This is a genomic window from Kitasatospora sp. NPDC008050, assembly GCF_042957465.1.
In the GTDB taxonomy this organism is placed as follows: Bacteria; Actinomycetota; Actinomycetes; order Streptomycetales; family Streptomycetaceae; genus Kitasatospora.
The window spans coordinates 250402-263300 of sequence record NZ_JBIBIJ010000009.1 but is presented as its reverse complement, the minus strand read 5'-3'; the positions used below and the strand labels follow the sequence as shown (position 1 = coordinate 263300).

At 72.4% G+C, this 12899-nt stretch carries 13 protein-coding genes; 6 read left to right on the top strand and 7 right to left on the bottom strand.

Features of this window, described 5'->3' with window-relative positions:
- Positions 1 to 278 precede the first annotated feature (278 nt).
- The 5 genes from ACFZB9_RS20195 to infC all read right to left on the bottom strand — a co-directional run bounded on the left by ACFZB9_RS20195 (position 279) and on the right by infC (position 4116).
- Positions 279 to 1412 carry an ATP-binding protein gene (locus ACFZB9_RS20195; RefSeq protein WP_391448914.1) on the bottom strand — a complete coding sequence of 378 codons (1134 nt, stop codon included), beginning with the start codon at positions 1410 to 1412 and terminating at the stop codon, positions 279 to 281.
- A 114-nt stretch (positions 1413 to 1526) separates the two neighbouring features.
- Positions 1527 to 2402 carry a TrmH family RNA methyltransferase gene (locus ACFZB9_RS20190; RefSeq protein ID WP_391448912.1) on the bottom strand — a complete coding sequence of 292 codons (876 nt, stop codon included), beginning with the start codon at positions 2400 to 2402 and terminating at the stop codon, positions 1527 to 1529.
- A gap of 97 nt (positions 2403 to 2499) precedes the next feature.
- Positions 2500 to 2895, bottom strand: a complete 396-nt coding sequence (rplT, locus tag ACFZB9_RS20185; protein WP_327070066.1) for a 50S ribosomal protein L20 — start codon at positions 2893 to 2895, stop codon at positions 2500 to 2502.
- Between the two features lie 108 nt (positions 2896 to 3003).
- A complete protein-coding gene (gene rpmI / locus ACFZB9_RS20180; protein WP_184934509.1) occupies positions 3004 to 3198 on the bottom strand; it encodes a 50S ribosomal protein L35 in 195 nt (64 codons plus the stop codon).
- A gap of 135 nt (positions 3199 to 3333) precedes the next feature.
- Complete coding sequence (gene infC, locus ACFZB9_RS20175) at positions 3334 to 4116, bottom strand: translation initiation factor IF-3 (RefSeq protein ID WP_391449038.1); 783 nt, start codon at positions 4114 to 4116, stop codon at positions 3334 to 3336.
- 437 nt (positions 4117 to 4553) lie between these two features.
- Between infC and ACFZB9_RS20170 the strand changes: the two genes are divergently transcribed.
- Positions 4554 to 4931: a DUF1844 domain-containing protein gene (locus tag ACFZB9_RS20170; RefSeq protein WP_327070065.1), complete on the top strand. Its 378-nt coding sequence runs from the start codon at positions 4554 to 4556 to the stop codon at positions 4929 to 4931.
- A gap of 33 nt (positions 4932 to 4964) precedes the next feature.
- Here the strand turns inward: ACFZB9_RS20170 and ACFZB9_RS20165 are convergent, their stop codons facing one another.
- A complete protein-coding gene (locus tag ACFZB9_RS20165; RefSeq protein ID WP_391448909.1) occupies positions 4965 to 5702 on the bottom strand; it encodes an SseB family protein in 738 nt (245 codons plus the stop codon).
- Positions 5703 to 5828: 126 nt separating this feature from the next.
- Here ACFZB9_RS20165 and ACFZB9_RS20160 point away from each other — a divergent pair, with 126 nt between their 5' ends.
- Positions 5829 to 7028, top strand: coding sequence for an alanine racemase (locus ACFZB9_RS20160; protein WP_391448907.1), 1200 nt, complete (start codon positions 5829 to 5831; stop codon positions 7026 to 7028).
- Positions 7029 to 7088: 60 nt separating this feature from the next.
- On the opposite strand, the gene ACFZB9_RS20155 is transcribed toward ACFZB9_RS20160, so the two are convergent.
- Positions 7089 to 8336, bottom strand: coding sequence for a DUF2510 domain-containing protein (locus ACFZB9_RS20155; protein ID WP_391448905.1), 1248 nt, complete (start codon positions 8334 to 8336; stop codon positions 7089 to 7091).
- Positions 8337 to 8554: 218 nt separating this feature from the next.
- Here ACFZB9_RS20155 and ACFZB9_RS20150 point away from each other — a divergent pair, with 218 nt between their 5' ends.
- The 4 genes from ACFZB9_RS20150 (at position 8555) to ACFZB9_RS20135 (ending at position 12799) form a co-directional block, all read left to right on the top strand.
- Positions 8555 to 9658, top strand: a complete 1104-nt coding sequence (locus ACFZB9_RS20150; protein ID WP_391448903.1) for a cation diffusion facilitator family transporter — start codon at positions 8555 to 8557, stop codon at positions 9656 to 9658.
- Between the two features lie 64 nt (positions 9659 to 9722).
- Positions 9723 to 10580, top strand: coding sequence for a PhzF family phenazine biosynthesis protein (locus tag ACFZB9_RS20145; RefSeq protein ID WP_391448900.1), 858 nt, complete (start codon positions 9723 to 9725; stop codon positions 10578 to 10580).
- A 69-nt stretch (positions 10581 to 10649) separates the two neighbouring features.
- A complete protein-coding gene (locus ACFZB9_RS20140; RefSeq protein WP_391449037.1) occupies positions 10650 to 11558 on the top strand; it encodes a 5'-3' exonuclease H3TH domain-containing protein in 909 nt (302 codons plus the stop codon).
- A 200-nt stretch (positions 11559 to 11758) separates the two neighbouring features.
- Positions 11759 to 12799, top strand: coding sequence for a sphingomyelin phosphodiesterase (locus ACFZB9_RS20135; protein WP_391448899.1), 1041 nt, complete (start codon positions 11759 to 11761; stop codon positions 12797 to 12799).
- Positions 12800 to 12899 lie beyond the last annotated feature (100 nt).

Below are 12899 nucleotides of genomic sequence, written 5' to 3'. Positions count from 1 at the left end.
TGCTCCTGCTCGTCCGTGCTCGGATATGCAACCGCGGATACGCAACCGCCACGTCCTGCGTGGCCGGGCAGCGGGCAGGCAGACCCCGCCGGATCGGGCGGGGAGGGTGTCCGCGGCTCGGCCGCACAGGGCGTTACACCAGGTCGAGTGTAGTCGCAGGGCGCACACCGCCTGGTTTTCGGCCGGTGCGAGGGCCTCTCGTATGGATGTTGTCGCACGCCCGGCAAGATCCATACGAGAGGCCCTGGCAGCCCGCCGGGCCCCTTGGAGGTCTGTGGTCAGACCATGAAGTCGGGCACCCCGGCGGGCAGGATAAATCGGAACCGGGCGCCGCCACCGGGCGCGCGGTCGATCCGGATCGTCCCGCCGTGCGCCTCGACGATGCCCTTGACGATGTAGAGACCCAGGCCGGTGCCGCCGCGCTTGCTACCGCGCCAGAAGCGGGTGAAGACGCGCGGCATCGACTCCTCCGGGATGCCGCTGCCCTCGTCGCTCACGGTGACCGCCGTTCCTTCCACGATCCGGGGCGGGGTGCCCGGGTGTTCCCAGCCGGCGGCCTCGACGATCTCCTTGGCCGGCGCCACCTCGATGGTGACAGTTCCCTCGCCGTGCCGCACCGCGTTTTCCAGCAGGTTGGCGAGCACCTGGTCGATCTTGTCCGGGTCCGCCCACTGCTGCGGCAGGCCCTCGGCGAGCCGGATGTCGAACCGCTCGGGCCCGATCCCGGCGGCCACCTTGCCCTCGACGTGCCGGCGCACCGCGGCCGCCAGGTCCACCACCTGCTTGCGGACCTCCAGCCGGCCCGCGTCGATCCGGGAGATGTCCAGCAGCTCGGCGATCAGCCGGGTGACCCGGTCGGCGTCCGAGTTCACCGTCTCCAGCATCAGCCGCTTCTGGCCGTCGGTGAAACGCTCCCACTTGCTCAGCAGGGTCGCGGTGAAGCCCTTGACGCTGGTCAGCGGCGAGCGCAACTCGTGCGCCACGGTGGCGATCAGCTCGGCGTGCGCGCGTTCGGTGCGCCGGCGGGCCTCGGTGCCGCGCAGCGCGACCACCACCTGGCGCAACGGGCCGCGCGGGCGCTCGCGCAGGTAGGAGGCGGAGACCAGCAGCTCGCGATTGGCACCGGCCAGCAGCAGGTTGCGCTCGGGCTGGCGGGTGCGGATCGCGAGCCCGCCGTACGGGTCGGTCAGCTGCCACCAGCGACGGCCGTCCAGGTCCTCCAGCGGCAGCGCCTCGGTCAGCGGGCGGCCGAGCACGGCGGGGCCGCTGATGCCGGTCAGCCGGGCGGCGGCGCGGTTGAAGCAGATCACCCGGCCGGCCTGATCGGCGATCACCAGGCCGTCCGGCAGCTCGTCGGGGTCCAGCGGTGGGGAAGCCGGCACGGCCGGCCGCCACTCCTCGCCGCCGCTCATGAGAGCCCTCCCGATCCGCCGATCCGTGCGCCGCGTCCCCAGGTGGACCGCACACCCGACTGGGCCCCCGCCCGGCCCGGCCCTCGCCCGTAGGACCGTGTTGTCAGACTGACCCTAGCGCTCCGTACCCGGCTCGCGACAGCCTGCGGGCGAACGCTGTGCGCGAGCGGAGGCATAGAGGCAGACGGCGGCGGCGGTGGCGAGGTTGAGGCTCTCGGCGTGACCGTGAATGGGCACGCGCACCACCTCGTCGGCCAGCGAGCGCGTCTCCTCCGGCAGCCCCCAGGCCTCGTTGCCGAAGATCCAGGCGCTCGGGGCGCCCAGCGTGCCCTCGTCCAGCTCCTGGTCCAGGTCCCGCTCCCCCGCACCATCGGCGGCCAGCACCCGCACCCCGTTGGCCTTGAGCTCGGCCACCACCTGCTCGATCGGCACGCCGACGGCCACCGGCAGGTGGAAGAGGCTGCCGACCGAGGCGCGCACGGCCTTGGGGTTGTAGAGGTCCACCGAGGCGTCGGTGAGCACCACGGCGTCCGCACCGGCGGCGTCCGCGGTGCGCAGCACGGTCCCGGCGTTGCCGGGGTCGCGGACGTTGGCCAGCACCGCGACGAGCTTGGGACGGGCCTTCAGCACCTCGGCGAAGGGGGTGTCCAGGAAGCGGCAGAGCGCCACGATGCCCTGGGGGGTGACGGTGTCGCAGATGTCGGCGATCACCTCGTCGGTGGCGGTCAGCACCGGCAGGTCGACCGCCCGGGCGGCGGCGACGATCTCGCCGTGCCGCTCGGCGGCCTCCGGCGTGAGGTAGATCTCCACCACCGCGTGCTCCCGCCCGCCCGGCAGCAGGCCGTAGGCCACCGCCTCACGGACCGCCTGCGGGCCCTCGGCCAGGAAGCGGCGGTCCTTGCCGCGCTGGGCGCGCCGGGCCAGCTTGCGGGCGGCGATCACCCGCGGCGAGCGGAGCGAGCTGAGCTGGGGAGTGTCGGTGCTGGCCATGGTCACTTTCGACGGGGTGGGGGGAGGTCCTGCCGGCGGACCTTCAAAAAGACCCGCAGGCTCGCGAAGAGCCTGCGGGTCCGGGTACTGCGGTGGATCAGGCGGCGTCAGCGGCGACCTTCGGCGCGTTGACGTCGGTCGGCAGCGCCTTCTGGGCGGCCTCGACCAGCGCGGCGAACGCGTTGGCGTCGTTCACGGCCAGCTCGGCCAGCATCTTGCGGTCGATCTCGATGCTGGCGGCCTTGAGGCCCTGCACGAAGCGGTTGTAGGTCATGCCGTTGGCACGGGCCGCAGCGTTGATGCGCTGGATCCAGAGCTGACGGAAGTCGCCCTTGCGCTTCTTGCGGTCGTTGTAGTTGTAAACGAGCGAGTGGGTGACCTGCTCCTTGGCCTTGCGGTACAGGCGCGACCGCTGGCCGCGGTAACCGCTGGCCCGCTCAAGGATGACCCGGCGCTTCTTGTGGGCGTTCACTGCCCGCTTGACGCGTGCCACTTCATTACTCCTAGGGGTTGGACCACGGACTACTTCACGTGGTCCGTCAATCGAATCGGTCGGAAAGGATCAGCCGGGCTCCGCGGCCGACAGGGCCGCGGCGGGCGATCACTTACCGAGAAGCTTCTTGATCGTCTTGGTGTCGCCGGGGGCCATCTCGGCGGTGCCGGTCAGACGGCGGGTCACCCTGGAGGACTTGTGCTCCAGGAGGTGGCGCTTGCCAGCGCGCTCGCGGAGCACCTTGCCAGAGCCCGTGATCTTGAAGCGCTTGCTGGCGCCACTGTGCGTCTTCTGCTTCGGCATGTCGCCGTATCTCCTCGTCGGTCCGCTCTGGCCCGCGCGTTGCCACGCGGGCCCGAGCGCTTGGTGTTCTCCGGTCACCGGGACGGGAGCCCCGGGACCGCGGTGGCCGGATCACCCGAGCCCAAGCCCGAAGGCTCAGGCGTCCTGAGCGACCTCGGCCGGCTGCTCGGCGGTGGCGGCGGTGTCGCCGGCCTCCGCCTGGTCCTGGACCGCCTCGGCGGCCTGGTCTGCGTCGTCACTGTGCTCGGCGTCGGTCAGCTCGACATCGTCGGTCAGCTCGACGTCGTCGGCCAACGTCGCGTCAGCGTCCTCGACCTCGTCGCCCTCGTCGGCCTGGGCGCCACGGCCCAGCCGCTCGGCCTTGCGGGCGTCCTGCGCCGCACGGGCCTCGGCCATCGCCTCGGTCTTCTTCTTGTGCGGGCCGAGAACCATGATCATGTTACGGCCGTCCTGCTTGGCCGAGGACTCCACGAAGCCCAGGTCCTGGACGTCGTTGGCCAGCCGCTGCAGCAGTCGGAAGCCCAGCTCGGGGCGGGACTGCTCGCGACCACGGAACATGATCGTGATCTTGACCTTGTCGCCCTGCTTGAGGAACCGAACGACGTGACCCTTCTTGGTGTCATAGTCGTGCGGGTCGATCTTCGGCCGGAGCTTCATCTCCTTGATGACCGTGTGCGCCTGGTTCTTGCGCGCCTCACGGGCCTTCATGGCCGACTCGTACTTGAACTTGCCGTAGTCCATGAGCTTGCACACCGGCGGCCGGGCGGTCGCCGCGACCTCGACCAGGTCGAGGTCGTACTCCTGCGCAAGCTCCAGCGCCTTGGCAAGCGGCACAATGCCGACCTGCTCGCCACTGGGACCGACGAGTCGCACCTCGGGGACGCGAATCCGGTCGTTGATGCGGGGCTCGGTGCTGATGGGGCCTCCTTGGTTGCACCTTCTGCGATGCGGCCGTCAGGGAGGCGGTCGCACGTAGTGGACTTCGACCACTGGGCGGGGCTTCATTCGTGCTGCGCTGCCGTTCGGTACTCCGAAGCACCGCGGCACGAAAAAAGCCCCGCTCGTACAAGCGGGGCTCCACACTTCCGGGGGCTGCGCCCGGTGAGGGGCGCTGCTCGGCGACGCACGGCCGAACGGCTGCTGTCGCGGACCGGGACCCGTCGACCCGGAGGTCGATCGGGTGGGAGACTGTCGCGGTTGCCCTCTCGGGCCTCCTGGGTGGAGCCTCCACTTGCTGGCCGGGCACGGTGAAGCGCTCAGCCGGTCGTTAAGCCACTTTACACTACGGGCGACAGCACTGTCTGCCGGTACCCTCCCAGGGGTAAACGGATCCACCCCGAGGGAATGAGCCTTCCTTGAGCAGCCAGCCCGACAACGCTTCCGAGTCCTTCGACGAGACCGTCGGGTACGACGACCTGACCCGCGACATCGCCGAGGTACCGGCGGTCGAGGTGATCACCACCGTCGCGGTGCACCTGATGAGCGCGGCGGCCGTCAAGTGCGGTCTGGCCGAGGGCGGCGAGAAGGACAAGGACCTGGACGAGGCCCGCAAGCTGATCACCGCGCTGGCCGGCCTGGTGACCGCGGGCGCCCCGGAGATCAGCAACTTCCACGCCGCCCCGCTGCGCGACGGACTGCGCTCGCTCCAGCTGGCCTTCCGCGAGGCCTCGATGGTGCCGGACGCGCCGGGCACCGGGCCGGGCGAGAAGTTCACCGGGCCCGTCTACTCCTGAGACCGACCGGCTGTTCCCGGTACTCCCCGACCGTCACTCGGCCTCGTAGAAACCGCTGCCCGTCGGCTCCGCGCCGGCGGGCAGCAGTGCGAGGTCCAGGCCACGGGTGAGACGCACCCGCAGCACCGGGTCCGCCGCCAGCACCGCGGCCAGCCGTTGGGCCAGCGCCGGCACATCGGTGCCGTCCGCCGGCGCGAGCCCGAGCACCGCGTCGGTCACCTCGCCCGGGGTCAGCTCGGCCCGGCGCACCTGCGGCTCGGCGGCCAGCAGCGCGCGCAGCGCGTCCAGCACCTCGGGGTCGTGCACCGGCGGCAGCCAGGCCCGGTTCTCGGCCACCGCACGCATCCGCGCGCCGGTCAGCTGGTAGGTCACCGGACCGGCCGGGTCGATCAGCAGGGTGTCGGCCCGCTCGGCGTAGGCCGTCATCACCGCCTGCGGCGCGTTCACCGGCGCGGGACGCGCGTCGGCCTGCCAGGCCGCCAGCGAGGCCAGCGAGGTGAACGCGGGCAGCGCCCGGCGGCCGTCGGCGGCCTCGATCACCGGGACCGCCATGTCGCTGGTCTTCTCGTGCCTGAGGCCTGCCGCATCCGTCTCCACCTCGCCGAGCAGCGCGACGATCGGCACCATCAGACGGGCCTGGCGCAGCGCGGCCAACAGGGCCGGCTCGGCGGCCGGCCGCTGCGACCAGTCGGCCAGTGCCTGGGCGAGGGCCGGGTCGGCGCTGCCGTCATCGGCGGCGAATCCGGGATGGGGAATGTTCTTACGGTCCACCCGGCGAGCCTAGCCGCTGGCCCGGTGCCCCCGTGCCGCGTCGGGCGAGGCCGGGCAGGGCCGGGCGTGGGCCTCTTTGCGGCACACCTATACCCAGCGGTAGGACCGCTGTGGCACGCTGCGGCCATGACGAGCTCACCGGATGCCGACCGAGCACGCTTCGACCGGGCCACCGCGCAGTTGACCGCCCCGCTGGCCATCGTTGATCTGGACGCCTTCGACGCCAACGCCACCGATCTGGTGCGCCGGGCCCAGGGCAAACCGATCCGGGTGGCCAGCAAGTCGCTGCGCTGCCGGGCCCTGTTGGAACGGGTGCTGGCCAAGGACGGCTTCGCCGGGGTGATGAGCTTCACGCTCGCCGAGTCGATCTGGCTGACCCGGGCCGGCGTCCAGGACGTGCTGCTCGCCTACCCCTCGGCCGACCGGGCGGGCTTCGCCGAGCTGACCGCCGACCCGAAGCTGGCGGCCAACATCACCGTGCTGGTCGACGATCCGGCGCAGCTGAGCCTGATCGACGCCGCGCGCGGCGGCGAGGAGCAGGTGCGGGTCTGCCTGGATCTGGACACCTCGCTGCACCTGCTGGGTGGCCGGGTGCGGGTGGGCGCGCGGCGCTCACCCCTGCGCACGCCCGAGCAGTTGGTGGCACTGGCCGAACTGGTGCGGCGCAGGCCCGGGTTCGCGGTGGTGGGACTGATGGCCTACGAGGGGCACATCGCCGGGGTGGGCGACTCGGTGGCCGGCCGGCCGGTGCGCTCACGCGTCATACGGCTGATGCAGGCCCGGGCGCGTGCCGAACTCACCGAGCGGCGCGCGGCGGTGGTGCGGGCGGTGCGGCAGGTGGCCGACCTGGAGTTCGTCAACGGGGGCGGCACCGGCAGCGTGCAGAGCACGGCGGCCGAGGCCGCGGTGACCGAGGTGGCGGCCGGCTCCGGGCTCTACCTGCCCCGGCTCTTCGACAACTACCAGGCGTTCCGGGGCACTCCGGCGGCACTCTTCGCGCAGCCGGTGGTCCGGCGCCCGGGGGTGGGCGTGGTGACGGTGCTCGGCGGTGGCTACCCGGCCTCCGGTCCGGCGGGCGCCGACCGCTCCCCCGTGCCCTACCTGCCGACCGGCCTGCGCTACGACCCCCAGGAGGGGGCCGGCGAGGTGCAGACGCCGCTGCTCGGCTCGGCGGCGGACGACCTGCTGGTCGGCGACCGGGTCTGGTTCCGGCACGCGAAGGCCGGCGAGCTGTGCGAGCGCTTCGCCGAACTGCACCTGGTGGCGGGCGACCGGCTGGTGGCCACGGTGCCGACCTACCGGGGCGAGGGGCGCACCTTCCTGTGACCGGACGTGCCCCGCTGCCGGGGAGGCAGCGGGGCACGCGATCGGTGAGCTGGGTCGGCGTCAGGTGTTGCTGCCGCCGGCCGCGTTGCCGCCGCCACTGCTGCCGGCGGGGGCGGCGTAGTCGCTGATGCCGCTGACGATGGTGTCCATCTGCGAGACGGCCGGGGCCTTGTCGGCGATGTCGAAGCCGAGCCGGATCGCGATCAGGCTCTTGCCGTCCGCGGTGGGGAAGACCACCGACTCCACCGTGCCGTTGTTGCCCTGGGCCGCGGTGACCTGCCAGCGGACCAGGTAGCCCTGGCGGCCGTCCACGGTGACCGACTCGGACTTGAGCTCCTGGTGGGACTTGCTGCCCGGGTAGGAGGCGTCCACGGCGGTCTGGATGTCCTTCTTGGCGGCGGCCTGCGGGTCGGTGCCCTGGAGCTCGGCGGTGTTGACGCCGCCGAGCGAGCAGACCTGGGCCGCGCTGCCGCCACCACTGCCGCCGCTGCCTCCGGAGCCACCGGTGCCGCTGCCACTGGAGCCCGGGCACTGGTACTGGCCGACGGTCAGGAACGCCGTGCCGTCATCGGCGGTGCCGCCCTGCCAGCCGCTCGGGACCGGCAGCTGGATGTTGCTGTTCAGGTCGGCGGCCACGCTGCTCTGCCCGCTGCCGCCGCCACTGCCGCCGCTGCCGCTGCCGCCGGAGCCACCACCCGGCAGCCCCGGGAAGCCCGGGAAGCCGGGCAGACCGCCCAGACCGCCGCTGCCACCACTGCCGCCACCCGGACCACCGCCGCGCTGGCGTCCGGTCCCGTTGCCGTTGCCGTTCGGCTGGGTGTTCTGCTGCTGCGGGACGGCCTGCACCTGGTTGTGCGAGTCGTGGTGGTCCACAGCGAGGTAGGTGACGCCGGAGCCCACCGCGAGCCCGAGCACGCCGGCCACCGCCGCCGCCACCAGCACCGGACGGCTCATCCGCTTGAAGACCGAGGGCTTCGTCGGCAGCGGCTCGCCGTACAGGGCGCCGCTGGGGCCGGGCTCGACGGGCGGCTCGGGGAACCGCACCGTGCCGTTCTCCAACACCTCGCCCTCGATCACCTGGACGCCGTCCAGCACGGCGGTCTGCTCCATGCCCTCGCCCTCGGGCACGGCCTCGACCTCGGAGAGGGCCTCGACGCCGGAGACGCCGGAGGCACCTGGGGCGGCGCTGCCGCCCGGACGGGTGGTGGCCGTCCAGCCGGCGCCGTCCCACCAGCGCTCGGTCCTGGGGTCACCGTCGGGGTCCTGCGGGTCCGGGTACCACCCGGCCGGAATCTTCGTATCGCTCACACCAGGAAATGTATGGGCAGGCGGATAAACGCGATATCAACTGAGCGCCACAATTGGGTCGATTCGGATGAGATTACGGTGAGAGCGCTGCTCGGGCCCCCGAAAAGTGGAACGACAACGGTCACCACTGCAGCCTTTGGATCTCCGTCCGATATGCGGTTCACTTCCCTGCAGGGCACCCGTCCTCGATCCCTCCCCGCGTTCAGGAGACGACCGCGATGGCCGGCCACACCGAGCACCCGCACACCCACACGCACGACGACCAAGAGCACAGCCGTGACCACGGCGAACACGGCGAACACGGCGAACCGGGCGGGCACGGTGGCCACGGGCACGGGCACGGCGGCCACGGCCATGCGCACGGTGTGGCGGCCGACGCCGACCGCCGCTGGCTGACCAGCGCGCTGGCCCTGATCGTCGTCTTCATGGCCGTCGAGGTCGTGGTCGGCTTCGCCGCCGGCTCCCTGGCGCTGATCTCGGACGCCGCGCACATGCTCACCGACGCGGCCTCGATCGTGCTCGCGCTGGTGGCCATGCGGCTGGCGGCCAAGCCGGCCCGCGGCGGCTACACCTACGGCCTCAAGCGCGCCGAGATCCTCTCCGCCCAGGCCAACGGCGTCACCCTGCTGGTGCTCTCCGCCTGGCTGGGCTACGAGGCGGTCACCCGGCTGATCTCACCGCCGCAGGTCGAGGGCGGCCTGGTGCTGGTCACCGCGCTGGTCGGCGTGGTGGTGAACATCGCCGCCGCCTGGTGCATGTCCAAGGCCAACCGCAGCTCGCTCAACGTCGAGGGCGCCTTCCAGCACGTGCTGACCGACCTCTACGCCTTCATCGCCACCGCCGTGGCCGGCGCGATCATGCTGACCACCGGCTTCCTGCGGGCGGACGCGATCGCCTCGCTGATCGTGGTGGCGCTGATGCTGCGGGCCGGCACCGGGCTGGTCCGGGACTCCGGGCGGATCTTCCTGGAGGCCGCCCCGGCCGGCGTCGACCCCGACGCACTGGCCGACAGCCTGGTGACCACCCCGCTGGTCGAGGAGATCCACGACCTGCACGTCTGGGAGATCACCTCCGGGCAGCCGGCGCTCTCCGCGCACATCCTGGTCACCCCCAGCGGCGACTGCCACGCGGTCCGGCGCGACCTGCAGCGCCGGCTGCGCGAGGAGTACCGGATCACCCACGCCACCCTGCAGGTCGACCACCTCGGCGAGGACGACGACCAGCAGCTGCTGCAGATCACCGACTCCGCCGCCGCGCTGTCCGCCGAGCACTGCGCCGACTCGCACGGCCCCGTCCACCGGGCCGGACCGCACACGCACTGAGCCGGGCGGCCGGGCGCAGCACTCGGCGCGGAATGATCAGCGGACCGCCCGCGTTGGGTCGGCCATGACTACCGTGCTGCGTTACTCGGCTTTCACCACCGACCCCTCCGGCGGCAACAAGGCCGGCGTGGTGCCGGACGCCACCGGCCTGACGGACCAGCAGATGCTGGCCCTCGCCGCCGAGCTGGGCTACTCCGAGACCGCCTTCCTCACCGCCGTCCCCGACGCCGCGGACCGCCGCTACCAGGTGCGGTACTTCGCCCCCACCCTGGAGGTCCCGTTCTGCGGGCACGCCACCATCGCCGCCGCGGTGGCGATGGCGCACGCCGACGGCCCCGGCGAGCTGGTCTTCGAGACGAAGGCCGGCACCGTGCCGGTCCAGGTCGCCGAGCAGGACGGGGTGCTGCACGCCACCCTGACCAGCGTCGAGCCGAAGGTCCTGGCGATCGGGGCCGACGAGGTCGAGCAGGCGCTGGCCGCGCTCGGCTGGGCGGCTGCCGATCTCGACCCGCAGCTGCCGCCGCGGATCGCCTACGCGGGCGCCCACCACCTGGTGCTCGCCGTGCGCACCCGGGAGCGGCTGGCCGACCTGGCCTACGACTTCGACCGGCTGGCGGCCTTCATGACGGCCCGTGACCTGGTCACCCTGCAGCTGGTCTGGCGCGAGTCCGGGACCGTCTTCCACGTTCGCGACCCGTTCCCGGTCGGCGGCGTGGTGGAGGACCCGGCCACCGGCGCGGCCGCCGCCGCCTTCGGCGCCTATCTGCGGGAGCTGGGCGAGGCCGGCGAGTCGGCCGAGCTGACCCTGCACCAGGGCGAGGACCTGGGCAGCCCCGGCCTGCTGCGGGTGCGGCTGACGGCCGGTGACCCGCGGGTGCGGGTGACCGGCGCGGCGGTGCCGCTGCCGCAGGCCGCCGCCTGAGTCCCGGTGTCGGGTTGGGGGGTTGTCGGCGCGGTGCGCGATGATCGGGGCGTGACCGCACCGCGACTGATGCTCCTCGACACCGCCAGCCTCTACTTCCGGGCGTACTTCGGCGTCCCGGAGTCCGTGAAGTCCCCCGACGGCATCCCCGTGAACGCCGTCCGGGGCCTGCTGGACTTCATCGCCCGCCTGGTCCAGGACCACCGCCCGGACGAGCTGGTGGCCTGCATGGACGCCGCCTGGCGGCCGCAGTGGCGGGTGGACCTGATTCCGACCTACAAGACGCACCGGCTGGCCGCCGAGGGCCCCGGGGTCGGTGCGGGCGCCGAGGAGGTGCCCGACACCCTCTCGCCCCAGGTCCCGGTGATCGAGCAGGTGCTGGACGCCCTCGGCATCGCCCGGGTCGGCGCCGCCGACTACGAGGCGGACGACGTGATCGGCACCCTGGCCACCCGGGCCGCCGGTCCGGTGCGGATCGTCACCGGCGACCGGGACCTGTTCCAGCTGGTGGACGACGCCCGGGAGGTCACCGTGGTCTACCCGGTCAAGGGCGTCGGTTCGGCGCAGATCGTCGACGAGGCGGCGCTGCGCGAGAAGTACGGCGTCAACGGCGCCCAGTACGCCGACCTGGCGGCGCTGCGCGGCGACCCGAGCGACGGCCTGCCGGGCGTCAAGGGGATCGGGGAGAAGACGGCGGCTCAGCTGATCGAGCGCTTCGGCGACCTGGCCGGGATCCGGGCGGCGGCGGCCGACCCGTTCTCGGGGCTGACCCCGGCCCGGCGCAAGAACCTGCTGGAGGGCGCGGCCTATCTGGACGTGGCGCCGCAGGTGGTGCGGGTCGCCACCGACGTGCCGCTGCCGGAGTTCGACGCCGCGCTGCCGCGTGAGCCGCTGGACCCGATGACGCTGGAGGAGCTGGCCACCCGCTGGGGGCTGGGCAGCGCGCTGGAGCGGGTGCTGGCGGTGCTGGCGGGCTGAACCGGTGGCGGAGTCATGGGTAAGAGGGTCCGCCGGCCCCCTACCGGCGGACCCTCCAGTTGTGTAGACAGCTCGGGTGGCGTTGTGCAGACATCTTTCTGCCGAAGAATGGTCGTCCCACGTTCTTCCGGAGGTACCCGCCGGTAGCTACGGTTCCGGCTGTCATGCACAGCTGACCCCTTCTCAGGAGCCGTACTCCCATGACCCTGCGCCGCACCGCCGCCGCGCTCTGCTCGGCCGCCGCCACGATCACCCTGCTCGGCGGCTTCGTGCCCCAGTCCGCCACGGCGGCCACCGCGCCGGCCGGCAGCACGCTGTCGGTCCTCGCCTGGAACGTCGACCTCGGTACCGCCGTGGTCGACTGGAGCCAGAACGAGAAGGCCAGTACCCGCACCCCGGTGATCGAGTCGATCGTCCGTCAGCACAGCGCCGACGTGGTGATCCTGGACGAGCTGTTCAACAACTCCTCGATCAGCGACATCACCAGCAAGCTCGCCGACCTCTACCCCTACCGCACCCCGGTGGTCGGCGGGACCTGCTCGGGCGGCGGCTGGAACGGGACCAGCGGCAACTGCTCCAGCTCCCCGTTCGTGATCAACGGCGGAACGATGATCCTCTCGAAGTACCCGATCACCGCCCAGTACCAGCACGTCTTCTCGAACTCCACCTCCGGCACCTGGGACTACCACGCCGACAAGGGCGCGGCGCTGGTGCAGGTCGACAAGGGCGGCGTGAAGACCTGGGTGGCCGGCACCCACCTGCAGGCCGACGAGTCCGACGTTTCCACCGACACCACCCAGGCCACCCGGCTCGCCCAGCTCGGCGAGATCAAGTCCTGGGTGAACGGGATCGCGGGGTCGAGCGCCCCGGTGCTCTTCGGCGGCGACCTGAACGTGGAGTACTACCACGGCCAGGCGCGCGGCGACTACGCCAACGCCCAGGCGGCGGTGGGCGGGGTGCTGGGCTCGCCCGCGCTGGACCCGAGCCAGAGCCTGACCACCATGGACTGCACCGTCTCGGCCTGGTGCCAGTACATGTCCGGCGTCGAGACCTTCCCGGTCGACTACCGCGACGACCTGGACTACCTCGGCTACCTGACCGCCCCGGGCCGTCCCACCCCGCCGGCGCTGCCCACCGTCCAGACCGACTTCGACCCGCAGGCCGGCTGGAGCGCCGGGCAGCTGGACACCAACTCCCCCAGCGACCACTACCCGGTCCAGGCCACCTTCCAGCTCGGCTGACCGGTCACCGCACCAGGCAGGGGGGCCGGCGGACCGGCCCCCCTGTGACGCGTCCTCCTGGAACGCGTTCTCCTGTGACGCGTCCTCCTGTGACGCGTTC